The organism is Klebsiella sp. GB_Kp047, assembly GCF_040065235.1.
In the GTDB taxonomy this organism is placed as follows: Bacteria; Pseudomonadota; Gammaproteobacteria; order Enterobacterales; family Enterobacteriaceae; genus Klebsiella; species Klebsiella quasipneumoniae.
The window spans coordinates 75,337-99,821 of the sequence record NZ_JBEAJG010000002.1 but is presented as its reverse complement, the minus strand read 5'-3'; the positions used below and the strand labels follow the sequence as shown (position 1 = coordinate 99,821).

Annotated in this window: 26 protein-coding genes, 2 tRNA genes and 2 pseudogenes; 19 read left to right on the top strand and 11 right to left on the bottom strand. The window is 57.7% G+C overall.

The features are described from left to right. The first annotated feature begins 264 nt into the window (after nt 1-264). Nucleotides 265-1,137, top strand: a complete 873-nt coding sequence (locus tag ABLV76_RS02640; RefSeq protein ID WP_004189707.1) for a C40 family peptidase — start codon at nt 265-267, stop codon at nt 1,135-1,137. On the opposite strand, the gene ABLV76_RS02635 is transcribed toward ABLV76_RS02640, so the two are convergent. Further along, nucleotides 1,092-1,577 (bottom strand): AraC family transcriptional regulator, encoded by a 486-nt coding sequence (locus tag ABLV76_RS02635; RefSeq protein ID WP_004202883.1) that lies wholly within the window; start codon nt 1,575-1,577, stop codon nt 1,092-1,094. The genes ABLV76_RS02640 and ABLV76_RS02635 overlap by 46 nt on opposite strands. Before the next feature lie 479 nt (nt 1,578-2,056). Between ABLV76_RS02635 and sodB the strand changes: the two genes are divergently transcribed. Next, on the top strand, nt 2,057-2,638 hold the full coding sequence (sodB, locus tag ABLV76_RS02630) for a superoxide dismutase [Fe] (RefSeq protein WP_004202885.1): 582 nt from the start codon (nt 2,057-2,059) through the stop codon (nt 2,636-2,638). 59 nt (nt 2,639-2,697) lie between these two features. Here the strand turns inward: sodB and ABLV76_RS02625 are convergent, their stop codons facing one another. Together ABLV76_RS02625 and ABLV76_RS02620 are read right to left on the bottom strand one after the other, a co-directional pair. Further along, nucleotides 2,698-3,867 (bottom strand): MFS transporter, encoded by a 1,170-nt coding sequence (locus tag ABLV76_RS02625; RefSeq protein WP_004202887.1) that lies wholly within the window; start codon nt 3,865-3,867, stop codon nt 2,698-2,700. Between the two features lie 167 nt (nt 3,868-4,034). Continuing rightward, nucleotides 4,035-4,127, bottom strand: a complete 93-nt coding sequence (locus tag ABLV76_RS02620) for a YnhF family membrane protein (RefSeq protein WP_002907776.1) — start codon at nt 4,125-4,127, stop codon at nt 4,035-4,037. 292 nt (nt 4,128-4,419) lie between these two features. Here ABLV76_RS02620 and purR point away from each other — a divergent pair, with 292 nt between their 5' ends. Then, on the top strand, nt 4,420-5,445 hold the full coding sequence (purR, locus tag ABLV76_RS02615; RefSeq protein ID WP_004202888.1) for an HTH-type transcriptional repressor PurR: 1,026 nt from the start codon (nt 4,420-4,422) through the stop codon (nt 5,443-5,445). Between the two features lie 18 nt (nt 5,446-5,463). On the opposite strand, the gene punR is transcribed toward purR, so the two are convergent. Then, complete coding sequence (gene punR / locus ABLV76_RS02610) at nt 5,464-6,375, bottom strand: DNA-binding transcriptional activator PunR (RefSeq protein WP_004202889.1); 912 nt, start codon at nt 6,373-6,375, stop codon at nt 5,464-5,466. A gap of 112 nt (nt 6,376-6,487) precedes the next feature. Between punR and punC the strand changes: the two genes are divergently transcribed. Both punC and cfa read left to right on the top strand, forming a co-directional pair. After that, nucleotides 6,488-7,669, top strand: coding sequence for a purine nucleoside transporter PunC (gene punC / locus ABLV76_RS02605; RefSeq protein ID WP_004202891.1), 1,182 nt, complete (start codon nt 6,488-6,490; stop codon nt 7,667-7,669). A gap of 294 nt (nt 7,670-7,963) precedes the next feature. Next, entirely contained in the window at nt 7,964-9,112 is a 1,149-nt protein-coding gene (gene cfa / locus ABLV76_RS02600; protein WP_023318439.1) for a cyclopropane fatty acyl phospholipid synthase, read from the top strand. A gap of 35 nt (nt 9,113-9,147) precedes the next feature. Here cfa and ABLV76_RS02595 read toward each other — a convergent pair whose 3' ends face one another. Beyond that, on the bottom strand, nt 9,148-9,783 hold the full coding sequence (locus tag ABLV76_RS02595) for a riboflavin synthase (RefSeq protein ID WP_004202894.1): 636 nt from the start codon (nt 9,781-9,783) through the stop codon (nt 9,148-9,150). Between the two features lie 229 nt (nt 9,784-10,012). Between ABLV76_RS02595 and mdtK the strand changes: the two genes are divergently transcribed. Both mdtK and asr read left to right on the top strand, forming a co-directional pair. Next, the gene (gene mdtK / locus ABLV76_RS02590) at nt 10,013-11,386 is read left to right on the top strand and encodes an MdtK family multidrug efflux MATE transporter (protein WP_004202895.1); all 1,374 of its coding nucleotides are present in this window, start codon (nt 10,013-10,015) and stop codon (nt 11,384-11,386) included. A gap of 177 nt (nt 11,387-11,563) precedes the next feature. Then, on the top strand, nt 11,564-12,142 hold the full coding sequence (gene asr / locus ABLV76_RS02585; protein WP_348878169.1) for an acid resistance repetitive basic protein Asr: 579 nt from the start codon (nt 11,564-11,566) through the stop codon (nt 12,140-12,142). A gap of 139 nt (nt 12,143-12,281) precedes the next feature. Here asr and ABLV76_RS02580 read toward each other — a convergent pair whose 3' ends face one another. Then, entirely contained in the window at nt 12,282-12,860 is a 579-nt protein-coding gene (locus ABLV76_RS02580; RefSeq protein WP_004202897.1) for a TIGR00730 family Rossman fold protein, read from the bottom strand. A 253-nt stretch (nt 12,861-13,113) separates the two neighbouring features. Here ABLV76_RS02580 and ABLV76_RS02575 point away from each other — a divergent pair. Together ABLV76_RS02575 and ABLV76_RS02570 are read left to right on the top strand one after the other, a co-directional pair. Further along, nucleotides 13,114-13,190, top strand: a tRNA-Val gene (locus ABLV76_RS02575). A gap of 4 nt (nt 13,191-13,194) precedes the next feature. Then, nucleotides 13,195-13,271 (top strand) — tRNA-Val (locus ABLV76_RS02570). Between the two features lie 121 nt (nt 13,272-13,392). Here the strand turns inward: ABLV76_RS02570 and ABLV76_RS02565 are convergent. Next, nucleotides 13,393-14,145: an SDR family oxidoreductase gene (locus tag ABLV76_RS02565; protein WP_348878168.1), complete on the bottom strand. Its 753-nt coding sequence runs from the start codon at nt 14,143-14,145 to the stop codon at nt 13,393-13,395. A gap of 98 nt (nt 14,146-14,243) precedes the next feature. Here ABLV76_RS02565 and ABLV76_RS02560 point away from each other — a divergent pair. Continuing rightward, nucleotides 14,244-15,163 (top strand): annotated as a pseudogene (locus ABLV76_RS02560) (AraC family transcriptional regulator). Nucleotide 15,164: 1 nt separating this feature from the next. Here ABLV76_RS02560 and ABLV76_RS02555 read toward each other — a convergent pair. Then, entirely contained in the window at nt 15,165-16,049 is an 885-nt protein-coding gene (locus ABLV76_RS02555) for a LysR substrate-binding domain-containing protein (RefSeq protein ID WP_032456178.1), read from the bottom strand. Between the two features lie 156 nt (nt 16,050-16,205). On the opposite strand from ABLV76_RS02555, the gene ABLV76_RS02550 reads away from it, so the two are divergent. Then, complete coding sequence (locus ABLV76_RS02550) at nt 16,206-16,721, top strand: hypothetical protein (RefSeq protein WP_049092634.1); 516 nt, start codon at nt 16,206-16,208, stop codon at nt 16,719-16,721. A 7-nt stretch (nt 16,722-16,728) separates the two neighbouring features. After that, a complete protein-coding gene (locus tag ABLV76_RS02545; RefSeq protein WP_130972199.1) occupies nt 16,729-17,565 on the top strand; it encodes an MBL fold metallo-hydrolase in 837 nt (278 codons plus the stop codon). Between the two features lie 87 nt (nt 17,566-17,652). Here ABLV76_RS02545 and ABLV76_RS02540 read toward each other — a convergent pair whose 3' ends face one another. Beyond that, nucleotides 17,653-17,802: a hypothetical protein gene (locus ABLV76_RS02540; protein WP_002907802.1), complete on the bottom strand. Its 150-nt coding sequence runs from the start codon at nt 17,800-17,802 to the stop codon at nt 17,653-17,655. A 400-nt stretch (nt 17,803-18,202) separates the two neighbouring features. Between ABLV76_RS02540 and ABLV76_RS02535 the strand changes: the two genes are divergently transcribed. From ABLV76_RS02535 to ABLV76_RS02520, 4 genes are all read left to right on the top strand, one after another. Next, the gene (locus tag ABLV76_RS02535) at nt 18,203-18,637 is read left to right on the top strand and encodes a winged helix-turn-helix domain-containing protein (RefSeq protein WP_017899535.1); all 435 of its coding nucleotides are present in this window, start codon (nt 18,203-18,205) and stop codon (nt 18,635-18,637) included. A 45-nt stretch (nt 18,638-18,682) separates the two neighbouring features. Next, nucleotides 18,683-19,399: a hypothetical protein gene (locus tag ABLV76_RS02530; RefSeq protein WP_017899536.1), complete on the top strand. Its 717-nt coding sequence runs from the start codon at nt 18,683-18,685 to the stop codon at nt 19,397-19,399. 84 nt (nt 19,400-19,483) lie between these two features. Next, nucleotides 19,484-19,693: a YdgH/BhsA/McbA-like domain containing protein gene (locus tag ABLV76_RS02525; protein WP_004202908.1), complete on the top strand. Its 210-nt coding sequence runs from the start codon at nt 19,484-19,486 to the stop codon at nt 19,691-19,693. Nucleotides 19,694-19,845: 152 nt separating this feature from the next. Next, nucleotides 19,846-20,862: an NAD(P)-dependent alcohol dehydrogenase gene (locus ABLV76_RS02520; RefSeq protein ID WP_348878167.1), complete on the top strand. Its 1,017-nt coding sequence runs from the start codon at nt 19,846-19,848 to the stop codon at nt 20,860-20,862. A 47-nt stretch (nt 20,863-20,909) separates the two neighbouring features. On the opposite strand, the gene ABLV76_RS02515 is transcribed toward ABLV76_RS02520, so the two are convergent. Further along, nucleotides 20,910-21,545 (bottom strand): carbonic anhydrase, encoded by a 636-nt coding sequence (locus ABLV76_RS02515; protein ID WP_004202911.1) that lies wholly within the window; start codon nt 21,543-21,545, stop codon nt 20,910-20,912. Between the two features lie 249 nt (nt 21,546-21,794). Here ABLV76_RS02515 and ABLV76_RS02510 point away from each other — a divergent pair. Beyond that, a pseudogene (locus ABLV76_RS02510) lies at nt 21,795-22,425 on the top strand (LysE family transporter). A gap of 3 nt (nt 22,426-22,428) precedes the next feature. Here ABLV76_RS02510 and ABLV76_RS02505 read toward each other — a convergent pair. Further along, nucleotides 22,429-23,199 carry a DeoR/GlpR family DNA-binding transcription regulator gene (locus tag ABLV76_RS02505; RefSeq protein WP_004202915.1) on the bottom strand — a complete coding sequence of 257 codons (771 nt, stop codon included), beginning with the start codon at nt 23,197-23,199 and terminating at the stop codon, nt 22,429-22,431. Between the two features lie 90 nt (nt 23,200-23,289). Between ABLV76_RS02505 and ABLV76_RS02500 the strand changes: the two genes are divergently transcribed. Both ABLV76_RS02500 and ABLV76_RS02495 read left to right on the top strand, forming a co-directional pair. Then, nucleotides 23,290-23,673 carry a VOC family protein gene (locus tag ABLV76_RS02500; RefSeq protein WP_004202917.1) on the top strand — a complete coding sequence of 128 codons (384 nt, stop codon included), beginning with the start codon at nt 23,290-23,292 and terminating at the stop codon, nt 23,671-23,673. A gap of 31 nt (nt 23,674-23,704) precedes the next feature. Continuing rightward, the gene (locus ABLV76_RS02495; RefSeq protein ID WP_004202919.1) at nt 23,705-24,388 is read left to right on the top strand and encodes a CatA-like O-acetyltransferase, family 1; all 684 of its coding nucleotides are present in this window, start codon (nt 23,705-23,707) and stop codon (nt 24,386-24,388) included. Nucleotides 24,389-24,485 lie beyond the last annotated feature (97 nt).

Sequence of the window (24,485 nt, the reverse complement as noted above, 5' to 3'; positions counted from 1 at the left end):
ATTTTTTTCACTATTCATATTTTATCTTCTGTTGCGCGAAGTTGCCTTAAAAATATCATTTTGACGCCGCGGGCAGGCGCGCGTTGCGCATTTTCTGTGCGAGGCGGTCAATGTCTGACGCGTTTTCTTGCAATCGTTAACCAATCGACATTTTTGATACAAAAGAATATTAACTTTCCGGGTTTTTATGCTTTAGAATCGTTCCGGTTTGTCATTCATCGTCAGGCATTTGTACATGTCTGTAATTAATCAGGGGATTGCTCAGTGGCGCGGCTAAACAAAATCGCGATATCGCTCTGTGCATTACTGTTCACATCTATCTCATTCACACCACTGGCTCAGGCTTCAGGGCATACGCACGCCTCCGCCTCGCCAAAGGCGTTGCCCGCGAAAAGCGGCTCAGAGCGCAAGAAAAAAGCAACCAGTCAAAAAAGTAAAACCACCGCTAAAACCACCAGTAAAAAGTCCTCGAGCACCCGGCTCCCTACCCGCACTACCGCAGCAAGCCAAACCGCGCTTCATCGTCAGGCCGTCGGCGCCACGAAAAAATGCGTGCTGCGTAAAGGGTATAAAAAGCAGTGCGCGAAAACGGTGGCCGCCAGCGCCGAGCCTACCCTGGCGTTGAACAGCGTCAAAAGCAAATGCGTGGTGCGTAAGGGCTATAAAAAGCGCTGTAAACCCGAGGCCAGCGAAGCGAATCTGACGATCGCCGATGCGCATAAAGTCCGGGTGCAAAAAGCGCAGAGTACCGCCATGAACAAACTGATGGGCCAGCTGGGTAAACCGTATCGCTGGGGCGGCACCTCCCCGCGCACCGGGTTCGACTGCAGCGGGCTGGTCTATTACGCCTACAAAGACCTGGTCAAGATTCATATCCCGCGTACCGCCAACGAAATGTATCACCTGCGCGATGCGCGTCCGGTCGATCGTGACGAACTGCAGAGCGGCGACCTCGTCTTCTTCCGCACCCGCGGACGCGGCACTGCCGACCACGTAGGCGTTTACGTCGGCAACGGGAAATTCATTCAGTCACCGCGCACAGGTCGCGATATACAAATCACCTCCCTGAGCGAAGATTACTGGGTTCGCCATTACGTCGGTGCCCGGCGCGTCATGACCCCGAAAACCATTCGCTGATCCCGGTCTGCCGCTACGGCGGCAGCCCTCTTCACCTGCCCGTTCTCCGCCCCTACCGTCAGGGGAAACTGCATATTCGCCTCTGTGACCGGCCCTTCCCGACGATAGCGGGTGGGCGACATGCCAAAGTGACGGTGAAAGGTGCGGCAGAATGCCGCCTGCCCGTCGTACCCCAAACGTTGAGAAATACTCTGCATCGAGGCCTCGGTCTGCGTTAAGTAGATTGTCGCGATGGTCATCTTCCGTCGGCTGACGTAGCTCGCCAGCGTACAGCCGGTCACCATGGCGAATTGCCGTTGGAAATACCAGTGCGAGTAGCCGGACTTTTTCGCTATCGCGCTCACCGGCAGGGTGTCAAAAATATGTGCTTCGATCCAGTCAACGATCCCCTGCACTACCGGGATCATTTTCGGGCTTACCACTTCATCTGTTTTTGCCATCGTAGCCATCCTGTGGAAATTGCTGCCGGCGGCTATATTTGTCATACAAATATAAAAATAGACAATGAATTATTGGCATAGCGGCGATTACCTGAAAGCATAGCATCATTAATTAATTGATTTAGAATGCTTATTTCCACTCAGGCGCTTGCGCTGCAGGGATCTTCGAATGACGTGCTGAGAAATGAACCATCGCGGCGAGAGAATGTAGACCCTGCCCCCTTTAACTTATACATTTTTGCAACATCTACGGGCGTCTTACGCTCTGCTCCGCAGAAAACGGTTAAGCCTTCGGCAGTTGCGCCTGTGATAATAGCCTTTATCGTTGTAAGGCTTTTCACTGCCTGCGGCAAATGTTAACATTCTCAATACAATAACAGGCCGGGACGCGACAGCGTCGGCCGGTAAGCACTCGATTCAGGTGAAAACCTCATCTTGTCAATGTGAGATAAAACAAAAAAGTTATAAGGAGAGTAGCAATGTCGTTTGAATTACCTGCATTACCATATGCAAAAGACGCCCTCGCGCCGCACATTTCCGCAGAAACCCTGGAATACCACTACGGTAAACACCACCAGGCGTATGTCACTAACCTTAACAACCTGATCAAAGGCACCGCATTCGAAGGGAAATCGCTCGAAGAGATCGTGCGCACCTCTGAAGGCGGTGTTTTCAATAACGCGGCGCAGGTGTGGAACCACACCTTCTACTGGAACTGCCTGGCACCGAACGCCGGCGGCGAACCGGAAGGCGAGCTGGCTGCCGCTATTGCCAAATCCTTCGGCAGCTTCGCTGAGTTTAAGGCCAAATTTACCGACGCCGCGGCGAAAAACTTTGGCGCTGGCTGGACCTGGCTGGTTAAAAATGCCGACGGCAGCCTGGCTATCGTCTCCACCAGCAACGCCGGTACCCCGCTGACCACCGACGCCAAGCCGCTGCTGACCGTTGACGTCTGGGAACACGCTTACTACATCGACTACCGCAACGCCCGTCCAAGCTATCTGGATCACTTCTGGGCGCTGGTTAACTGGAAGTTTGTTGCCGCTAACCTGGCCGCATAAACGACAAACCGCAGCTGGGTCCCCCCGGCTGCGGTTTTTTTTAGCGCTTTCCCACCCGTTTATGACTGACTGGCAAAGGCCTCTTCCGGCTGCGCTCGTCCGCTAAACCAGACCAGCAGCAGCGCCAGACCGGCAATGATCGCGCCCATCACCGGCACAAAAGCGTATCCCAGTCCGCCGGAGATCACCGCCCCGCCGGCGGCGGCGCCCAGCGCGTTGCCAAGGTTGAACGCCCCAATATTCACCGAAGATGAGAGCCCCGGTGCCTCATGCGCCACGCGCATCACTCGCATCTGTAGCGGCGGCACCACCGCAAAGGTGGCTGCGCCCCAGACGATCATACTGATGGCCGCCCCCGCCTGGGATTGCGCCAGCAGCGGGATCGCCAGCATGATCGCCATCAGCAGCAGCAGAAAGCCTTTCAGCGTGCCGGAGACCGACCGGTCGGCGAATTTGCCACCCAGATAGTTGCCCAGCGAAAAACCAACCCCAATCAGCACCAGCATCGCGGTAATAAACAGCGATGAAGCATGGGTCAGCGTATTTAGGACCGGCGAAATGTAGGTATACAGCGTAAACATCGCCCCGGCGCCCAGCACGGTGGTCAGCAAGGCTGAGAGCACCTGCGGCCGTAACAGGACCGAAAGCTCTTGTTTGACATCCGGCCGCTCGCCCGCGCTGCCCTTCGGCAGGGAGAACCACAGGCTCACCATTGCCAGCAGGCCTAACCCCGCGGTGGCGAGGAAGGACATCCGCCAGCCGATGGTTTCCCCAAGCCAGGTCGCGGCAGGCACGCCGCCGATATTAGCGATGGTGAGGCCCATAAACATGGTGGCCACCGCGCTGGCCTGCTTGTGCCTGGGCACCACGCTGGCCGCCACCACCGACCCCAGGCCAAAAAAGGCGCCGTGGTTGAGGCTGGTAATAATGCGCGACAGCAGCAGCGTAGTGTAATCCGGCGCAATGGATGACAGCAGGTTGCCGACGGTGAAGATCCCCATCAGAAAAATCAGCGCATTGCGTCGGGCGCGATGCGACAGCAGCAGAGTCATCAGCGGCGCGCCGACCATGACGCCGATGGCATATGCACTGATCAGCATTCCCGCCACCGGTATTGAAACGTCCACGCCTTTGGCAATCACCGGCAGCAATCCCATTGGGGAGAACTCGGTGGTACCGATGCCAAAGGCGCCGATCGCCAGCGCGAGTAAAGGAAAGTTGATTTTCATTCAATGACTCCATCAGACCGTCAGGAAGGACGGCATAACATCAGAAGCCAAAAGCATGACATCAATCACAAAAAAACAAAAGTGAACGAAATGACAAAAGATTTTTGCAGAATTGATAATAATGGCGGGAGACGGGGAGGAAGCCGCGCTCCTCCCTCATTGGAGCATTAGTGCAGAATGGCGGTCAGGCTGAATGCGACGATCACGCCGAGAGCAATAATCGTGGTGATCAGCGAAAACTTTAAATTGGTATCCATCATTTTTCCCTCTTGTTATCCCCACACCAAAAGTGAGCTTGCTCATTTTTGCACAAAAAATCGCAAAAATCTTCCGGGATTTAGGGCGATGCACATTTTTGCTCTTCCACTTTGCCCCAAGATCGGACAAAATCCCACGCTAATTTAAAAGCGTATCGGCCATTGACCCCTTCCTGTCGTTCTGTGTCGTTTTCCCGACGTGATGCAATGTTGAAAATTGTATTCAGGGTGTGTGTAGGCAAACGTTTACGTATCGATGATCAGGCGATCAGGTCAAGGCATGGAGTGAGATGTAATGGCAACTATTAAAGATGTAGCGAAGCGCGCAAACGTTTCCACTACAACTGTGTCACATGTAATTAACAAAACCCGTTTCGTTGCCGAAGAGACGCGTAATGCGGTATGGGCGGCGATTAAAGAGCTGCACTACTCGCCGAGCGCCGTGGCCCGCAGCCTGAAAGTCAATCATACAAAATCGATTGGCCTGCTGGCGACCAGTAGCGAAGCCGCCTATTTCGCTGAAATCATTGAGTCCGTGGAAAAGAGCTGTTTCCAGAAGGGCTATACTCTGATCCTCGGCAACGCCTGGAACGACCCGGAAAAACAGCGTGCCTATCTGTCGATGATGGCGCAAAAACGCGTCGACGGTCTGCTGGTGATGTGTTCGGAATATCCGGATTCCGTCCTGAGCATGCTGGAAGAGTACCGCCATATTCCGATGGTGGTGATGGACTGGGGCGAAGCCAAAGCCGACTTTACCGATGCGGTGATCGATAACGCCTTCCAGGGCGGGTATATCGCCGGACGTTACCTGATTGAACGCGGTCACCGCGAAATCGGCGTGATCCCGGGCCCGCTGGAGCGCAACACCGGCGCGGGGCGACTGGCCGGCTTCATGCAGGCGATGAAAGAGGCGCATATCAGCGTGCCGGAAAACTGGATTGTACAGGGCGACTTCGAGCCGGAGTCCGGCTACCGCGCCATGCAGCAGATCCTCAGCCAGCAGCACCGTCCAACGGCGGTCTTCTGCGGCGGCGACATTATGGCGATGGGCGCCATCTGCGCCGCGGATGAAATGGGGCTGCGCGTGCCGCAGGACATTTCGCTGATCGGTTATGATAATGTGCGCAACGCCCGCTATTTCAGCCCGGCGTTAACCACCATTCATCAGCCGAAAGATTCGCTGGGCGAAGCCGCGTTCAATATGTTGTTGGATCGTATCGTCAACAAGCGCGAAGAGTCGCAGTCTATCGAAGTGCACCCTCGGCTGGTCGAACGCCGCTCGGTGGCGGATGGCCCGTTTGTCGACTATCGTCGCTAAAGCATTGGCGGGCGCGGATCACTCCGGCGCCCGCAGCCACTCCCGATTCAACGTGTCGCTGTCCCCCAGGTAGTCCAGCATCCAGTTTAACGCCGGTGAAGCATCATTCTGCTGCCAGGTCAGACAGCAGGCCGCATCCGGAAACGGATTTTCCAGCGCCAGCGCGGTCCACTCGCCGCGATCCACCCATGGCCGGGCGAAATGGCTTGGCACCATGCCGACGCAGAGCCCTGCCGACAGACAGGTGGCCGACGATTCCCAGTCGGGGACCACCACCCTCTTCTGGTTATCCAGCAGCCACGTTGTCCTTTTGGGCAATGAACGCGAGGTATCCTCCCGCACCAGCGACGGCCAGTTGCGCAGGACATCATCGCTCAGCGGACCCGCCATCTTCGCCAGCGGATGATCGCTCGCCACCACGCAGTCCCAGCTCAGCATCCCCATATCGCGGAACGCGTAGCGCCCCCCGACAGGAATAGAACGCGTTGCGCCAATCGCCAGCTCCACGCGGCCGTCGGCCAGCGCATCCCATACGCCGTTGAACACTTCCTGGAAAACGATCAGTTCGACGTCGGGAAAATGGCGATAGAAATCCACGATCATCTGGCGCATCCGCGCGGGTTTCACGATATCGTCCACCGCGATTGACAACTGCCCACGCCAGCCGTTAGCGATTTGCTGGCACTGCTGGCGGGTGATCTGCATTTTTTTGATAACAGAGCGCCCTTCCTGTAAAAACCAGACCCCGGCAGGGGTCAGCTCCACGTCACGATGACGGCGCTCAAACAAGGGGACGGCCAGCCACTCTTCGAGCTGACGCACGGTATAGCTGACGGCGGAAGGCACCCGGTGCAGCTCCTGCGCCGCCGCGCTGAAGCTGCCGTTACGGGCGACGGCATCAACCACTTCCAGAGAGTATTCAGACCACATTTTCTGCCTGCAAAATTTTTGAATGCATGTGACAAATATTAGCGTTTCACAAGCCACCATGCACTCCCTACACTCTGCGGCATCGTACCTGTACTCCAAAAAAGAGAACGTTATGTCACAACCTGGGAAAGGATTTTTAGTCTGGCTGGCCGGTCTGAGCGTGCTGGGCTTTCTGGCCACCGATATGTACCTGCCGGCATTTGCCGCCATGCAGCAGGATCTCGACACCTCCGCCGCATCCATTAGCGCCAGCCTGAGCCTGTTCCTGGCCGGCTTCGCGCTGGGCCAGCTGTTCTGGGGGCCGCTGTCGGACCGCTACGGGCGCAAACCGGTGCTGCTGAGCGGCCTGGCGATTTTCGCGGTCGGCTGCCTGGGGATGCTGTGGGTGCAGAACGCCACTCTGATGCTGGCGCTGCGCTTTCTGCAGGCGATTGGCGTCTGCGCCGCGGCGGTCACCTGGCAGGCGATGGTGACCGATTACTATCCCGCCCAGCGCACCAACCGCATCTTCGCCACCATTATGCCGCTGGTAGGGCTGTCCCCTGCGCTGGCCCCGCTGCTGGGCAGCTGGCTGCTGGTGCATTTCGAGTGGCAGGCCATCTTCGCCACCTTGTTTGCCATCACCCTGCTGCTGATGCTGCCTGCCCTGCGCCTGAAAGCCGCCGCTAAGTCGGCCACTGTGACTGAAAAGAAAATCACTTTTCTCGCGCTGCTGCGCTCCCGGGAATACAGCGGCAACGTCCTGATCTACGCCGCCTGTTCCGCCAGCTTCTTCGCCTGGCTTACCGGTTCGCCGTTTATCCTTCATGAGATGGGCTACGGCCCAACCGCTATCGGGTTGAGCTATATCCCGCAGACCATCGCTTTTCTGGTGGGCGGTTATGGCTGTCGCGCGCTGCTGCAAAAATGGTCCGGACAACAGATGCTCCCGTGGCTGTTAGTGATCTTCGCCGTCAGCGTCGCCGCCACCTGGCTGGTGGGTCTGCAAACGCATGCCTCGCTGGTGGCGTTAATGATCCCGTTCTGCCTGATGGCGGTAGTCAACGGCGGGATCTACCCTATCGTGGTCGCTCAGGCGCTGAAGCCTTTCCCGCAGGCAACCGGCCGCGCGGCGGCGCTGCAGAACACGCTCCAGCTTGGCCTGTGCTTCCTGACCAGCCTGTTAGTCTCCGCGCTGATCGCCACGCCGCTGCTGACCACCACCAGCGTGATGCTGGTCTCTATTTTGTTAGCCGGAGTGGGTTATCGACTGCAGCAGACGCCAGAGCTGGCGGCCCACTCTTCCCACGCCTGACGCCCGTCGCCAGAGCCCGGACCAGTGATTAGCACGCTAAGATATTTTTATTGAAAGCCAGTACTTAGCGTCCTATACTGGATCCGGGTTCACATAAATAAAAAATATTTAACAGATTAACGGATGCAGGATGCCTCCGTTTCACCATGGAAGGCCTTTCGGCAAGGGTTATCTCCCTTCCTCTGTTCTACGTCGGATAGCGACTTCACGGATTATCCGTGAGATTTCTCACAAAGCCAAAAAAGCGTCTACGCTGTTTTAAGGTTCTGATCACTTGGGCGTGATGGAGAAGCTATGAGTTCATCGTGTATAGAAGAAGTAAGTGTACCAAATGATGACTGGTACCGGATTGCAGCTGAATTGTTGGGCCGTGCGGGAATTGAAATCAACGGCTCCGCGCCGTCAGACTTGCGGATTAAAAACCCTCTTTTTTTTAAACGCGTATTGCAGGAGGGGTCGCTGGGTTTAGGTGAAAGCTATATGGACGGCTGGTGGGACTGCGAGCGTCTGGATATATTCTTCCATAAAGTGCTCCGCGCCGGGCTGGAAAAACAACTCCCTCATCATTTCAAAGACACACTCCGCATCGCAGGCGCTCGCCTGTTTAACCTGCAAAGTAAAAAACGCGCCTGGATTGTCGGCAAAGAGCACTATGACCTCGGCAACGATCTTTTCAGCCGGATGTTGGATCCCTACATGCAATATTCCTGCGGTTACTGGAAAGAGGCGCAGACCCTCGAAGCCGCGCAGCAGGATAAGCTGGATCTCATCTGCCGTAAGCTGGAGCTCGAGCCAGGCATGCGAGTGTTGGATATCGGCTGCGGCTGGGGCGGTCTTGCCGAATATATGGCGCGAAATTACCAGGTGAGCGTTGTCGGCGTGACCATCTCCGCCGAACAGCAAAAGATGGCCCAGGCGCGCTGCGATGGCCTTGACGTAGAGATTCGTCTTCAGGATTATCGCGATCTGCACGACAGCTTCGACCGCATTGTCTCCGTCGGCATGTTCGAGCATGTGGGTCCCAAAAATTACGCCACCTACTTTGAGGTCGCCGATCGTAATTTAAAACCCAACGGCCGCTTCTTACTGCACACCATCGGTTCCAAAGTCACCGACCATAACGTTGACCCGTGGATCAATAAATATATCTTCCCCAACGGCTGCCTGCCGTCGGTACGGCAGATCGCCGATGCCAGCGAGAAGCACTTTGTGATGGAAGACTGGCACAACTTCGGCGCCGATTACGACACCACCCTGATGGCCTGGTATGAGCGTTTCCTCGCCAGCTGGCCGGAAATTGCCGATAACTATTCAGAGCGTTTCAAACGCATGTTCAGTTATTACCTGAACGCCTGCGCCGGCGCCTTCCGCGCCCGCGACATTCAGCTCTGGCAGGTGGTGTTCTCGCGCGGGGTTGAACACGGACTGCGCGTCGCCCGTTAAAACACAGTCCCCCGCTCACCGGCGGGGGATTTTTTTCAGGCTTCACTGACCTTTGCCGCCATCTCTTTCGCCGCCAGCACGCGTTCGACCGTATCGACAACCGCCTGGGTTTGCGGGTCGATCTCGATATTGACGCGGTCGCCCAGCTTTTTCGCCCCCAGCGTGGTCCGCTGCAGCGTCTCCGGAATAAGATGCACGCAGAATCGGGTTGCCGTCACCTCACCTACCGTCAGGCTGATGCCATCGATACCGATGAATCCTTTATAAAGGATATATTTCATCAGCGTCGGGTCCTGTACTTTAAACCAGATCTGACGGTTATTTTCGGAAGTGAGGATCTTCACGATTTCCGCGGTGGTCATAATATGGCCGGACATCAAATGCCCGCCGATTTCATCACTGAATTTCGCCGCCCGCTCGACGTTAACTTCATCCCCTACCTGAATATCGCCGAGATTGGTAATCCGCAGCGTCTCTTTCATGAGATCAAAGCTGATGCGCGCGCCGTTGATGTCGGTCACCGTCAGACAGCAACCGTTGTTGGCTACCGATGCCCCGGTTTCGAGCCCCTCCAGCATATGCGCCGGCAGCTCCACCACGTGGGTGCGAAAATTGGGTTTATCATCAATGGAGACCACTTTCGCGGTTCCCTGAACAATACCAGTAAACATGTTTGGCTCCTGTTGAAAATCATGACGGTATCATTACCGTTTTCGCTATCGGGAACAATAACAGGAGGGCTGAGCGGTTGCCAGCGCGCTTCGTGCCTCGACTCTTTTTTCACTGGCTTAATGGCTAATCCTCGCTACAATAGACTGGAATTTCCTCATTTTTATCCCCTTGCTGCCAGTTACGGCGGCTTTTTTAGTCTCAAAATAACAACAATACAAAGGTGTTCACGTGCAGAAGTATTTCATTGAAGCGCGTCAGTTATTAGCTCTGGCTATACCCGTCATTCTTGCGCAGGTAGCGCAGACGGCGATGGGTTTTGTCGATACCGTGATGGCGGGCGGCTACAGCGCCACCGATATGGCCGCGGTGGCCATCGGAACCTCCATCTGGCTGCCGGCCATTCTCTTCGGCCATGGGCTGCTGCTGGCGCTGACCCCGGTGGTGGCGCAGCTTAATGGCTCCGGGCGGCGGGAGCGTATCGCGCCGCAGGTGCGTCAGGGCTTCTGGCTGGCGGGGCTGGTCTCGGTGCTGATCATGGTCGTGCTGTGGAACGCCGGGTATATCATCAGCTCCATGCATAATATCGACCCGCTGCTGGCGGAGAAAGCGGTTGGCTATCTGCGCGCGCTGCTGTGGGGGGCGCCGGGCTATCTGTTCTTCCAGGTCGCCCGTAACCAGTGTGAAGGGCTGGCAAAAACCAAGCCCGGAATGGTCATGGGCTTTATCGGTTTACTGGTCAACATTCCGGTGAACTACATCTTTATCTATGGCCATTTCGGCATGCCAGAGCTGGGCGGCGTCGGCTGCGGCGTGGCGACCGCCTCCGTTTACTGGGTGATGTTTGCCAGCATGCTGTGGTGGGTGCGCCGGTCGCGTTCGATGCGCGATATCCGCTGCGCCGAGGGCTTCAGCGGCCCCGATTTCGCCGTCCTGCTGCGGCTGGTGCAGCTGGGGCTACCCATCGCCCTGGCGCTATTCTTCGAAGTGACCCTGTTTGCCGTCGTCGCGCTGCTGGTCTCCCCGCTCGGGATCATTGACGTCGCCGGCCACCAGATTGCGCTGAACTTCAGCTCGCTGATGTTCGTTCTGCCGTTGTCGCTGGCGGCCGCGGTCACCATTCGCGTCGGCTTCCGCCTCGGCCAGGGCTCAACGATCGATGCCCAGGTTTCCGCCCGTACGGGTGTGGGCGTGGGCGTCTGCCTGGCGGTGTTTACCGCTATCTTTACCGTGCTGATGCGTAAGCAAATTGCCCTGCTGTACAACGATAACCCGGAGGTGGTGATGCTGGCCTCGCATCTGATGCTGCTGGCGGCGGTCTACCAGATCTCGGACTCTATTCAGGTGATCGGCAGCGGTATCCTGCGCGGCTATAAAGATACGCGGTCTATCTTTTTTATCACCTTTACCGCGTACTGGGTGCTGGGTTTACCCAGCGGCTACCTGCTGGCGCTGACCGACGTGATTGTCCCCCGCATGGGGCCCGCCGGCTTCTGGTGCGGATTTATCATCGGCCTGACCTCCGCCGCTATTATGATGATGCTGCGGATGCGTTTTCTGCAGCGCCAGCCCTCCAGCATCATCTTACAGCGCGCCGCGCGCTAATCCTGCCAAAGCCCGCCACCCCGGTGGGCTTTTTCTTTCTTCAGTTATGTTCCGACGTTGTACATTCCGTTACTCCCCGACACCAAAGACTCACTGATGAGCGCCCCGGAGATGCATATAGTGTGGCCAACAGCCCCGCAGTGGGGTTACTCAGGAAACCAATTCGAGGATTTCAGCATGAAAAAAGTATTAGCTCTGGTTGTTGCCGCTGCTATGGGTCTGTCATCTGTTGCTTTCGCAGCCGACGCCGCGACCACCACCCCGGCTACCGCAGCCAGCCACACCACCGTTCACCACAAGAAACATCACAAAGCGGCGGCGAAACCGGCAGCCGAACAGAAAGCCCAGGCAGCGAAGAAACACCATAAAGCGGCGACAAAACCGGCCGTAGCGCAGAAAGCCCAGGCAGCGAAGAAGCATCACAAAGCCGCGGCGAAACCGGAAGCAGCGCAGAAAGCCCAGGCAGCTAAAAAGCACCATAAAGCCGCGGCGAAACCGGCCGTAGCGCAGAAAGCCCAGGCAGCAAAGAAACACCATAAAGCGGCGACAAAACCGGCCGTAGCGCAGAAAGCCCAGGCGGCGAAGAAGCACCATAAAGCCGCGGCGAAACCGGCCGTAGCGCAGAAAGCCCAGGCAGCAAAGAAACACCATAAAGCGGCGACAAAACCGGCCGTAGCGCAGAAAGCCCAGGCGGCGAAGAAGCACCATAAAGCGGCGCACCACGCAGCCAAACCGGCGGTACAACCGGCGGCATAACGGTCAGGCGTTAAGGTAATAAACCGGCGCTGAATAGCGCCGGTTTTTTTTCAGGAGGACATCATGCTGCAACGCTATCGCTTCGAATTGCTGTTGGTTATGCTCATCGTCTGCGCGCTGTTTACCCTTCGCTTGATGTTTAAATAGCGGGCTGCTGAACCCATTTACGGGCCGGCGGCGTATAGTCGCGGAAACCGGCGATAATCTCCTCTGGCGAAGCAGCAAACGGCAGCATCTCCGCGTAGCGCGGGTGCATAAATCCTTCCCGTACCATGTTATTGACCATCGCCTGCAGCGGATCGTAATACCCCTTGATATTCAGGAATGCGCACGGTTTTTCATGGATGCCCAACTGCGCCCAGGTCCACTGTTCGAAAATCTCTTCAAGCGTCCCCGCTCCGCCCGGCAGAGCAATAAAGCCGTCGGCCAGCGCCGCCATTTTAGTTTTCCGTTCGTGCATATCCTCCACCACATGCAGCTCCGTCAACCCGCGGTGGGCAATTTCCCGCTCCACCAGGCCGCGCGGCATTACGCCGATGACCGTGCCCCCGGCCTCCAGCGCCGCATCGGCAACCGCCCCCATCAAGCCAACTTTGCCGCCGCCATAGACAACAGCCAGTCCCTGCTGCGCCAGCATGTGGCCAACCCGTCGGGCGGTTTCGAGATACAGCGGATGTTCGCCAGCTGAAGAACCGCAGAAAATACCAATCGATTTCATCTTCCTTATTACTCCTCTCTTCTGGTGGGCGATAATTTAACACAACGGCAACCCTTACGCGCAGGGTGAGACCGGCAAAGAAAAGAGAGGCGAGGCGCCTGCTGGCGAAGAAATATCCTTGTGGTTCAGTAAAATATCGCCGGAGTGGGTAAAAGATCCGCAATCGCATACAATGTACAAGAAAAGTGACGTTTACCTCTTGCCACATCCCCTGCCTGCCGCTAATATGCGTCCCCGTTGTCACCACAACATTGCGTTCGTAGCTCAGTTGGTTAGAGCACCACCTTGACATGGTGGGGGTCGTTGGTTCGAGTCCAATTAAACGCACCATAATGCGTCTGTAGCTCAGTTGGTTAGAGCACCACCTTGACATGGTGGGGGTCGATGGTTCGAGTCCATTCAGACGCACCAATCTCGTTTCGTATCATTCCCTCTCAACATTAGCCTGCTGCATCGTGACCGGAAAACGCACGCCTTCTGCGCTTCCAGCCTGAACGTCATCGAACCCTGCCAGCGACAAAGCGAAACCCGATTATTCGCGACTATGAATAGCCTGCGCCATCGCCAGGGCATCCTCCCCTGCCGGCAACCGCGAAGGGGCTTGAGGATCCTTCACCATCCGCCAGACGGCCTGAGCCACATCGACAGCCTGCGTCACGCTGGCGTTATCCTGGATGCTGTCGAGGATCTGCTGGCCGAGCGGCGCATAGCTCTCCGGGAGCTGGCCCATCGTTCGACGCGCGTTTTCCCCGAAGCGGGTCTGGGGAGCGCGTCCCGGCAGGATCAAACCGACGCGAATATTAAAGGGCCGCAGCTCCAGCGCCAGCGACTCCGTGAAGGCATTCACCGCCGCTTTACTCGCGGTATAGACCGCCAGCAGGGGCATCGGCTGCAGGGTGACCGCCGAGGTGATATTAACGATCGTCCCGCTACGGCGCGCTCTGAACCGGGGAAGTACCGCCTGGGTCATGGCGATAGTCCCAAGCGTGTTGGTGGCAAACAGGTTCGCTATCGCCTCGCGCGACGCCCCCTCCAGGGCGTTGAGCATCCCCACTCCGGCGTTATTGACCAGAACGTCAATCTCTCCGGCCTCGGCAATCGCCTCGGCGATACTCTGCGCTGAGGTGACGTCAAGACGCACCAGCCGCAGACGGTCGCTGGCCGGCAACAGATCCTCGCGCGGAACCCGCATCGTGGCGATAACCTTCCAGCCCTGTTCAAGAAAATAACGTGCCGTCTCCAGACCAAAACCCGATGAACAGCCGGTGATCATAATCGTTTGCATATCTCTGTCTCCGATTGGTTTCTTCCTTTTCATCATAGACAGCCCGCTCCGGACGATATAGGGTCAATAATCCATTATTCTTTAGCAGGAGTCCGGAAATGAGCGACCCGCTGGCGGAAATCATAGCGATGCTCAATCTCAGAGCGGTGCTGACCAAAACCATTGAGGGGCGGGAGAATGGCGCGTTAAACGTTCAGACCAGGGAATGTCGTTCTACGGCGTGGTACTGGAAGGCGGCTGTCGGCTGGAAATAGACCAGCATGCGCCGCAGATCCTGCGCGCCGGGGATTTTATGTTGATCCCGGCGGCGTACCGCTTCGCGTTAACCAGCCTGACCCCGCCGCCTTCACCGGCGCTGGAGACCACCCCGGTGAAGCTTGCGGCGGAACACTTTCGCCTGGGAGCTCTCGACCAGCCAGCGGAGATGCAGGCGCTGATTGGCCACTGCGCTGCCGATTCGGATAACGCCAGCCTGCTAACCTCCCTGCTGCCCGCCTTAGTGGTGGTTCGCGACCAGCCGCGGCTGGCCACCTTTGTCGGGCTGCTGAAAGAGGAAGCCCAGGCGGATCGCGCAGGCAAATCTTTCGTTCTGGCGCGGATGGTTGAGCTGCTGTTTATCGAGGCCATCCGATCCTGCGGAACGCTCGCCACCCCCGGACTGATGCGCGGCCTGAGCGACCCGCGGGTCGCCCAGGCAATCCGCCTGCTGCATCAGGCCCCCGCCAGACGCTGGACCGTCAACGCCCTGGCCGCCGACTGCGCGCTGTCTCGCTCGACGTTATTTGAACGCTTTACCGGCCTGACCGGAATGACCCCGATGGGCTATTTGTTGAGCTGGCGCATGACCCTGGCCATGCAGTGGCTGGGCGAGACGGGCATCAGCATAACGGATATCGCCGAGCGCCTCGGCTATGGCTCGACCAGCGCGTTCAGCGTGGCCTTTACCCGATATGCCGGGATATCGCCGGGCAAATATGCCCGCCAGCGGGCGGCGCAGCGCCCCCCAGGCCCGCCATAAGTTAACCTGCCGCAATCGTCGTCTGCAGCCAGCGCTCAAACACCTGCAGCGCCGGCTCCCCCTCGCCGCCGCCGGGTTTGATCAGGCAAAAGCGCTTGGCCAGCGTCGGCAAGCCCGGCCATGGGGCGACCAGCGTCCCGCTGCGCAGTTCGCTCTCCACATACATCTTCGGCACCAGGGCCACGCCCTGCTGGCTGAGTACCGCAGCGATTGCCATCTCATGCAGATCATAGCGCGGCCCCTGCGCCGGGTTATCCAGCGCCAGACCGCACTCGCGGGCATAGTGCAGCCAGGCGTCCGGGTTTTGCCGCCGATGAATGCGCGGCAGCCGGTTCAGCAGCCCCGGGAGATCGTCATCCGTCAGCAGCGCGGCATGACAGACCGGCAGCAGATACTCCGCAAACAAAAACGTCACATCCATTCCGGTCCACGCCGGGTGATCAAAATGGATGGCCGCATCAAATCCGCTGCCCGGCAGAATAAAGGGGTCGCTGCGGGCGGCGATATTGACCACGATATGCGGATGCTGCGCCGTGAACTGCCCGAGCCGGGGGATGAGCCAGCGGCTGGCGAAGGTGGGGAGCACGGCGATCTCGAGACTGCGGCCATCGGCGGGCATCCCGCTAACGTCGTGGGTTTCCCGCTCCAGCCTGCTGAGGATCTCGCGGACCTGTCTGGCATAGCGGGCGCCGGCCGGATTGAGCCGTACCCGGCTCCCGATCCTGTCAAAGAGTTTGCTGTCGAGGAGCGCTTCCAGACGGGCGATCTGCCGGCTGATGGCCCCTTCTGTTAACGCGAGCTCCGCCGCTGCGCGGGCAAAGTTGCCGTGGCGGGCGGCGGCCTCAAAGGCCAGTAGCGCAGCGCTGCTGGGGATTTTACGACGCATAGCCAATGCTCCTTGTGCGGGCCCATTGAAAGTCAGTGACATAATATCACTGAGTGATGAATAAACATCGTTTTTCAGCGCCATTATTGCCGGATAGGATGAAGAAAACTCACTAAAACGCGTTATGCGCTGAATCATCTGTCTCTCGAGGTCACTATGCTCTATGTCGTCGAATGCGCCTACACCGACCCGCAAAGCGAAGCGGCGTGGAATACCTTTTACAATCGGGAAAAATTGCCGGCGCTGGTCTCGGTGCCCGGTTTTCATGCCTCCCAGCGCTTCTGCGCGTTCAGCGAGGGCTGCCCTCGCTACCTGGCCCTACACGATATCCGCGATGCCGCCGTCCTCGACAGCGACGCCTATCGCCGCAATGGTGGGGGTCATTTTGCCCGCTGGCAATCGGCGATCGCCGACTGGCATCGCCACCTCTATCTCACGACTCACGCGCTGCGGGAGGTGGCTCCTGACGAGGTGCTGCTGCTGAGCGATACCGCGGAAGCCCTGCCCGTCGCTGCGCCGATCGTCCTGCAGCCCGGGGGTCTGGCCAGCCGGCATACCCGCTATGCCGCCATCGTCCCGCGTGACGACCTGCATCACCGGGTCACCTCTGCCGCGGTCTTTATCTATCAGCCCATTACCGCCAGGTTGCGTCACCCGGCGGAGCAAGCGTGAGGTCAACATGACACCTGCTCCCTTTTATACCCTGACAGCAGGCGACCTGACGATAAGCGCCATCAGTGATGGTCAGATGACAGCGCCGCTGGCGCTACTCGCGGGGATCGCCCCTGAAGAGGCGGCGCGTCTGCAGCGCCAGGCCGGGTTAACCTCGCCGGAGGCCATCGAGATCGGCGCTTACCTGATCCGCGGACGCGGGCACACGGTGCTAGTGGATACCGGCACCGGCGGGGCCAACGGCGTCGGCGGCGCGCTTATTGCCAATCTGGCGCTGCTCGGCGTGCGCCCTGAGGAAATTGACACCATCCTTCTCACTCACGCGCACCCGGACCATATCGGCGGCCTGCTGACCGCCGCCGGTACACCGGCTTATCCCAACGCCATGGTGTTCCTACCCTCGCGGGAAAGCGCTTACTGGCTGGCGCCATCGACACTGTACAACGCCAGCGATCGTGGACAACGTAACGTGCTGCTCGTCCGCCGCATAATGGCGATCTGTGCGACGCAAATTCGTGATATTGATGAAGACGAGCCGGTAGCCGGGATCCGGCCATGTCCCCTGCCCGGCCATACGCCAGGGCATACCGGATATCGCCTTGAGGCGGGCGGAACGTCGCTGCTAATCTGGGGGGATATCGTCCACTTTCCCTCGATCCAGAGCGCCCGGCCAGAGGTGTCGGTGGCATTTGACGTCGATCCTGACCAGGCCCGGCATACACGGGAAAGTCTGCTGCGCCAGGCCGCCCGCGAACGGTGGCTCATCGCCGGTATGCATCTTGGCCTGCCAGGTTTCGCCCGCGTGGAGAATACCGCCTCAGGCTACTGCCTGCGCCCGGTGTGACCTTCGCGGCGAACACCGATCACAGCGAAACCCCGGTCGTGACATTAACGCGACCGGGACGTGGTGTCTGGGGAAGTGGACTAGCCGTTAACCGCGGCTCTTCCAGCCTTTTTTACTTTTGCAGCTGGCTTTGGTGGCGACCCATGGGTGACGCAGTTGGGTCAACTGAAGATCCTGAGAGGCCGGGCTGGCGGACCAGCGTTTGTTGCACAGAGGCTTACGAGTTGCAATGACCATAAAAACGCTCCTGAAAGTAATGAACAGTTCCCTGGGTAATTCCATAAGTTCAGAATCAGCTTATCACCGCTTAAACGTAGTTATTTCAATCTTTGTTTTGCTATGTAAATGGTGATTGCCACCTGAAAGGTATTAAATTGATCTAGATCAATGTAAGTGCGATTTTTTGATTTCGCCACCTATATTTTCAACCGTTTAACTTCGGCCACCGCTTGATTAAGACTTTTCCTATACCACATAATCCAACAGAAGAGGGCAAGATTATCAGATTTTTATTCTAGTTATGTATGCTAATGTGGTTAATTGTTTTGATTATTCTAGCTAATAAAATTCACTTGGTCAGACCGCCGCAGGCGGGTACTCTGCACCGGCAATACGGGGATTTGTCAGGGAGTGGTGGATGACTACAGGCTATAAACTACTTGGCTATAAGTTAGCGGATAATATTTTCTACTGCCTGCATCATCGGGAAATTATCGCGTTACGTGGGACGCGAACGCAGGTTCAGCTGCGCAGCACCATGGCTTGTTTACTGGAGTATTTGCTGGCGCATGGCAGAGAACGTCTGGTCAGCGATGAAGAGTTAATGATTAACGTCTGGGAAAAAAATAATCTCCGTCCGTCCGCGCAGCGATTATGGCAGGTTATCCAGACCCTAAAATCTCGCTTAAACCAGGCGGGGGTCGAAAGCACGTTAATTGTCCGCGTTAAATGCGCAGGGTATTATATTAACCCTGCTTGCGTAGCCGAAATTTATTCCTTCAAACCGCCGGGCATGATGAATTATATAAATAACTCGCCTGCTGATATGAATAAGCTCCTGGTTCGCAACTAATCTCCTCTCCACGCCGTTTAGATCGCTTGCAACAGGATTTATTCTTTGAATATTTTAATTCACAGCAATAATATTTATTTTAATATCGGCCTCGCCCAGTGTTTCAGAGATATTCAGGAAACCCTGCCCGGTCTGAATATTATTCATTCACTGCCGCTCAGCCATCTGCCCGATCTGGCCGGGATGGATGTAATTATTTTAGCGCTGGAAAACTATCACGATTATCAGGCCGCTGCTGAATTAGCCCAGCGCTATCCCGGTCTGGTGGTCGGATTTACCTCCGCCAACAATGTGAGACGCGGACGCGCCTTTTACGCGGATACCCTCCTGTGGGTCAGCCAGCGGGAAAGCGTTCACGAGATCGGCCGCCTTCTGCGCCGGCTGGCAGACCGTAGCCGCCCTTTCGCGCCGCGCCATCAGCGTCAGAGTCACTCCTCCCGGCTGCGAGCCCCACTTAATGACCTGGAGATGCAGATGATTCGTGGCGTGGTCGACGGACAGTCAATTAATCAGATGGCGGACGCGCTGGGGGTTAATCGCAAGCGGGTTTATAACGGACTGGAGCGGATCAAAATGAATTTTCGCCTCGTCAGCCATACTCATTTTCATCATTTTATGACCGCGGAGGCCACGTTTAGCCACCTCTGCGCCGATCTCAGCTGCTATAGACCAGGAGTACGGCCAGCCCGGCAACGACGTGCCGCATCGCGACCGGCCGAAAATCATTCATATAATTTGAATGAGTTTCGCAAATTGTTTTGATTTTAACCTCCAGGTATTGCGCGTATTCTTTATCACATCAGGGCGACAAGCCCTATATCAGACACCAGATTAAGGAATACGACCATGAAATCCATCAAAACTTTCGTTGCTGTTGCTGCACTGTCACTGTTCTCTTCCGTTAGCTTCGCCCAGAGCGTCAGCGCCACCGCCTCCACCCTGGACCGTGCTGAAGCCAAAATCGCCGCCCAGGCCGCTGAGCAGGGTGCGTCCTATAAAATCACCAGCGCCCAGTTTAATAATCGCGTCCATATGACGGCTGAGCTGAGCAAATAATCTCTTCGTTCTTTCGCAATGAAAAAAGCGCCGTCAAAAACGGCGCTTTTTTTTCGCCTCTTTCTCCGGGCAGTGATTGCCTGAGCGGCGCGCTGTGGCGTTCAGCCAATTCCGGGCCAATACTTACCGTATCCCCCGGAAAAGAGAACCCGATGATGAAAGCCTGGATCGTCAACAAACCCGGTTCACTGGACAATCTGCAGCTTGTCGATCTTGCCGACCCCGGCGCGCCGGCGGCAGGCGAGATCCGCGTAGCGCTCCACGCCACCTCCCTGAATTATCATGATTTGCTGGTAGCGACGGGGGTGATTCCTACCGCCGATCGGCGGATCCTGATGGCGGACGGCGCGGGGGTGGTCGAAGCGGTTGGCGCCGGAGTCAGCGAGTTTCAGCCAGGCGACCGGGTGGTGGCTGGCTTTTTCCCGCAGTGGCTGGATGGCCGTCCTGGCCCGCAGGTGAAGGACTTCAGCCAGACCCCGGGCGACGGCGCCGAGGGGTTTGCCTGCCAGTATGTGGTCAGACCGGCCAGCCATTTTACCCATGCGCCTGACGGATGGAGCTTCAGGGAAGCGGCGACTATCACCACCTCCGGCCTCACCGCCTGGCGCGCGCTGGTGGTGGAGGGGCGGCTAAAAGCGGGCGATACGGTGCTGACGCTCGGCACCGGCGGCGTGTCGATAACCGCCCTGCAGCTGGCGAAAAGCATGGGCGCGCAGGTCATCGTCACCTCCTCATCAGATGAAAAGCTCGCCCGCGCGCGCGCCCTGGGGGCTGACCATCTCATCAATTACCGCACCACCCCGGCGTGGGGTGCTACGGTGCAGGACATCACCGGTCATCGCGGGGCCGATATTATCCTCGAGCTCGGCGGACCGGGCACCCTGAGCCAGTCGTTCGAAGCCGTCCGTGTTGGCGGACACATCGCCCTCATCGGCGTCCTGACTGGCTTCGAAGGTCATGTGCCCACCCATCTGCTGATGAGTAAACAGGCCCGGCTGCAGGGGCTGGTGGTGGGTCATCGCCGGCAACAACAGGACTACGTCAACGCGCTGAACCTGCAGGCGTCGCGGCCGGTCATCGATAAAGTGTTTGATTTTGCGGCCTTACCAGACGCCTTCCGCTATCTGCAAAGCGGCGCCCATTTCGGCAAAATTTCCGTGGAGTGGTAGGGGTGAGGAGATGAGATGAACAGGGCCTCCGTGCCCTGGGAACGGCTTTATTCGAAAAAGACGTCCGGATTGTCCGACAGCGAAACAAAGGATTTCGTGTTTTTATCCAGCGCCTGAATCTCGCCGCTTTCAATGTCGTAGAACCAGCCGTGCAGGCGCAGGGTATGGTCGCGCAGGCCGACGGCCACCGACGGGTGGGTTTTGATGTTGTTCAGCTGAGCGATGACGTTTTCCTGCACCATGCCGTTGACCTTATCGGTTTCGCTGGCCCAGGTTTTCTTTTCCACCACCGCTTTTGCAGCATCAGCGTAGCGCAGCCAGTGAGACACCGCCGGCATCGGCTCCAGGCACTGGCAGGTGGCGATCGCTTTCATCGCCCCGCAGTTTGAGTGGCCGCAGATCACGATATCAGTCACGCCCAGCGCAACCACGGCATACTCAATGGTCGCGGATACACCGCCCGGCTCCGGCCCGAAAGACGGCACGATATTCCCGGCATTACGAATAACAAAGAGCTGTCCCGGCTCCTGCTGGGTAACCAGTTCCGGCACCAGACGGCTGTCAGAGCAGGAGATGAAAAGCGCTTTGGGATTCTGGCTGGAAGCCAGGCTGCGGAAGAGCTCTTTACGCTGGGGGAAGATCTCTTTCTGGAAGTTGAGGAAGCCCTCAATGATATGTTGCATAGCAGTGTCTCTTCTCTGTAGTTATTACGGTATGACAAAGATCACAGTTATTCAGTTTACCATTGCTGACAAGAATGGGAATCGTTATTCAAACAGTTGCGCAGAAAACGCGCGCCGCGGATGCCCATTCAGCCTCGCCTATTCCACAGGGTTTTCACGTGCTTTCCTGAGCCAGTTTGCTACTCTGTCTGCTCGTACCGTCCCCACGTTGCCGACCGCCTGACGGCGGCGAACACACCAGGAGTTGCTATGTTCTTATCCAGCCTGATGGCCATTGCCGCGGTGCTGATCATGGGCGTGATCAGTCCCGGCCCGAGCTTTATTTTTGTCGCGCGCAATGCGGTCGCCCGCTCGCGCCTGCACGGTCTGGTGACCGCCCTCGGCACCGGCGCCGGCGCCGCCATTTTTTCTATTATGGCGATGCTGGGCCTGCAGAAGGTGCTCACCGCGGTGCCAGAGCTGTTTATTGGCTTGAAAGTAGCGGGCGGGCTCTACCTGTTGTGGCTGGGCTATAAGATTTTCCGCGGTTCGGCGCAGCCGATGGATTTTTCCGCCAGCGGCATGGCCGGCAACCATTCGTTGCTGAAGACCTTCCGCGACGGGCTGTATACCCAGCTGAGCAATCCCAAAACCGCGCTGGTGTTTGCCTCGATTTTTACCGCCCTGCTGCCGACGCAGATCCCCACCGCGTTCTATTACATCGTGCCGCTGATGAGTTTTCTGATTGACGTTAGCTGGTATTCACTTGGTGGTGCTGGTGCTCTCCGCCGATCGCCCGCGTCGGGTCTACCTGCGGTTGAAGCGCCGAATCGATATCGCCACCGCGACGGTGCTGGGGGCGCTGGGCCTGCGGCTTATCGCTACCTCTCTCACCCGCTAGCGGCTACACGGTATGGATACGGATATCGTGTTGCTGAAAGGCAACGCGATATTCGCGACTAATATTCTCCTCCACCACCAGCACATCGATATCGCTGCTCGCGGCCACCACGAACCGCGCCACCGCCGGAATTTTATCCGAGGTCAGGCCGATGATAATTTCGCTGCACTGCTTAATCACCGCTTTCTTAAACTCACAGTCGGCATAGTCAAAACCGGTCAGGCCTGACTCTGGCGCCATGGCGCAGCCGCCGATAAACCCCTGGTCGAATAACATCCCCTGCACCTGAGCCACCGCCGCGGCCCCAACGCAGCCCCCGCTTGCCCGCTGTACCTGGCCGCCGAGCATCACCACGTCGTAGAGCGGCTTTTTCACCAGCACCGCGGCGATCTCCGGAGAGTTCGTCACCACCGTCAGCGCCAGCTCGGCGGGCAGCGCCTCGGCCATCGCCAGATTGGTGGTGCCGGTATCAATGAAAATAGTGCCGCCGGGTTTCACCAGCCGGGCGCACTGCTGCGCGATCCTGAGTTTTGTTGCTCGGTTTTTATCTTTCCGTTCACTGTAGTCTCCCGCTTCCGGCAGGCTCAACACCGCCCCGCCGTAGACTTTTTTACAGACGCCTTCGCGGCTAAGCTCATGCAGATCGCGGCGGATAGTATGCTCAGACACCTGAAGACGCGCCGCCAGATCCGCACACACCACTCTGCCGTTTTCCTGCAGGATCTGGCAAATCAGCGCTTGTCGCTGTTGGGGAAAAGCAGCATAATCGAGCAAGGCAACTCCTTAAATAATCATAAACGAGCAACAGTAAGCATGATCGTCTGCCCTGCTGTGATTGTCAATGTTCCAGCCCGGAGGTTTACCATGAAAATTGCCCATTTCGCTCTGTGGACCCAACAGCTTGAGGCTCAGGCCCGCTTCTGGGTCGAGTTCTTTGCCGCCAGTATCAATGAAAAATACCTCAGCCAGACCAACCCCGGATTTGCCTCCTATTTTGTCACCATCGACGACGAAGTAGTGATCGAGCTGATGACCAAGCCTGGCCTGCAGCAGGCCAGCGCGGATAATAACCATACCGGCTGGGCGCATCTGGCCCTCTCGGTGGGCGGTGCAGAACAGGTCGATGCCCTTGCCCAACGCGCCGGAGCGGCGGGAATACTGGTTTCACCCCCGCGCACCACCGGCGACGGCTATTATGAGGCGGTGATCGCCGATCCCGATGGCAACCTGATTGAAATCGTCGCATAGTCAGTAGACCGCCAGCTATAAGGAGGCATCCATGGCACGTTACCGGATCATCGACACCGCGGCCTGGCCCCGCCGGGACCATTTCACCTTTTACCGACAATTTGCCAACCCCAGCTTTAATCTCTGCGTTCCGATAGAGGCGCAGCGCCTGTACGAATGTGCGAAGGACCGGCGGGTCTCATTTTTTCAGCTCGCGCTCTATGCCCTGCTGCGCGCGGCCAACGGGGTGCCGCAGCTCCGGCAGCGCGTGCGCGATGGCGAGGTGATTGAATATGACAGCCTGGCGGTCATGACGCCGGTGATGACCGTCGAGGAGGGCTTCCGCCAGGTATGGTGCGACAACGCTGCCGAGTTCACCGCCTTCAGCGCCGCGGCAACGCCGAAGATCGTCGCGGCAAGAGAGACATCGCCGGCGCCGCTCATCGTCGATGGCGAACATTTTATCTGCGCCAGCTGTCTGCCGTGGCTCCACTTTACTTCGATGACCCATGCGGAATACGCGGTGGGCGCCGCGGTTCCTGCGCTCACCTGGGGGAAACTGCAGAACGGCGTGATCCCGGTAGCCGGGCGATTTAACCATGCCTTCGTCGATGGTCTCCATGCCAGCCGCTTTTATGCCCTCGTCGAAGCGGGGTTTCGTGACCCCGAGCGGCTCTGGCAGCCGCTAACCGCGACCGCCCCCTCACTGCTCCCCCCTACGGCGAAGGATCGCTGAGAACTCGCCACACTCACCGCCGGGCAGTCTTCCCTCTGTCCGGAGGTCGCTTTTCCCTAACTGTCGCCTTTGCAACAGGCAGCGCAAAAGCGCGCTG

Bases quoted from the DNA above. Each gene is read 5' to 3' on its own strand.
- ABLV76_RS02635 (WP_004202883.1), bottom strand. From the start codon at position 1,577: ATGGCAAAAACAGATGAAGTGGTAAGCCCGAAAATGATCCCGGTAGTG.
- sodB (WP_004202885.1), top strand. From the start codon at position 2,057: ATGTCGTTTGAATTACCTGCATTACCATATGCAAAAGACGCCCTCGCG.
- ABLV76_RS02625 (WP_004202887.1), bottom strand. From the start codon at position 3,867: ATGAAAATCAACTTTCCTTTACTCGCGCTGGCGATCGGCGCCTTTGGC.
- ABLV76_RS02620 (WP_002907776.1), bottom strand. From the start codon at position 4,127: ATGATGGATACCAATTTAAAGTTTTCGCTGATCACCACGATTATTGCT.
- purR (WP_004202888.1), top strand. From the start codon at position 4,420: ATGGCAACTATTAAAGATGTAGCGAAGCGCGCAAACGTTTCCACTACA.
- punR (WP_004202889.1), bottom strand. From the start codon at position 6,375: ATGTGGTCTGAATACTCTCTGGAAGTGGTTGATGCCGTCGCCCGTAAC.
- punC (WP_004202891.1), top strand. From the start codon at position 6,488: ATGTCACAACCTGGGAAAGGATTTTTAGTCTGGCTGGCCGGTCTGAGC.
- cfa (WP_023318439.1), top strand. From the start codon at position 7,964: ATGAGTTCATCGTGTATAGAAGAAGTAAGTGTACCAAATGATGACTGG.
- ABLV76_RS02595 (WP_004202894.1), bottom strand. From the start codon at position 9,783: ATGTTTACTGGTATTGTTCAGGGAACCGCGAAAGTGGTCTCCATTGAT.
- asr (WP_348878169.1), top strand. From the start codon at position 11,564: ATGAAAAAAGTATTAGCTCTGGTTGTTGCCGCTGCTATGGGTCTGTCA.
- ABLV76_RS02580 (WP_004202897.1), bottom strand. From the start codon at position 12,860: ATGAAATCGATTGGTATTTTCTGCGGTTCTTCAGCTGGCGAACATCCG.
- ABLV76_RS02565 (WP_348878168.1), bottom strand. From the start codon at position 14,145: ATGCAAACGATTATGATCACCGGCTGTTCATCGGGTTTTGGTCTGGAG.
- ABLV76_RS02555 (WP_032456178.1), bottom strand. From the start codon at position 16,049: ATGCGTCGTAAAATCCCCAGCAGCGCTGCGCTACTGGCCTTTGAGGCC.
- ABLV76_RS02550 (WP_049092634.1), top strand. From the start codon at position 16,206: ATGCTCTATGTCGTCGAATGCGCCTACACCGACCCGCAAAGCGAAGCG.
- ABLV76_RS02545 (WP_130972199.1), top strand. From the start codon at position 16,729: ATGACACCTGCTCCCTTTTATACCCTGACAGCAGGCGACCTGACGATA.
- ABLV76_RS02540 (WP_002907802.1), bottom strand. From the start codon at position 17,802: ATGGTCATTGCAACTCGTAAGCCTCTGTGCAACAAACGCTGGTCCGCC.
- ABLV76_RS02535 (WP_017899535.1), top strand. From the start codon at position 18,203: ATGACTACAGGCTATAAACTACTTGGCTATAAGTTAGCGGATAATATT.
- ABLV76_RS02525 (WP_004202908.1), top strand. From the start codon at position 19,484: ATGAAATCCATCAAAACTTTCGTTGCTGTTGCTGCACTGTCACTGTTC.
- ABLV76_RS02520 (WP_348878167.1), top strand. From the start codon at position 19,846: ATGATGAAAGCCTGGATCGTCAACAAACCCGGTTCACTGGACAATCTG.
- ABLV76_RS02515 (WP_004202911.1), bottom strand. From the start codon at position 21,545: ATGCAACATATCATTGAGGGCTTCCTCAACTTCCAGAAAGAGATCTTC.
- ABLV76_RS02500 (WP_004202917.1), top strand. From the start codon at position 23,290: ATGAAAATTGCCCATTTCGCTCTGTGGACCCAACAGCTTGAGGCTCAG.
- ABLV76_RS02495 (WP_004202919.1), top strand. From the start codon at position 23,705: ATGGCACGTTACCGGATCATCGACACCGCGGCCTGGCCCCGCCGGGAC.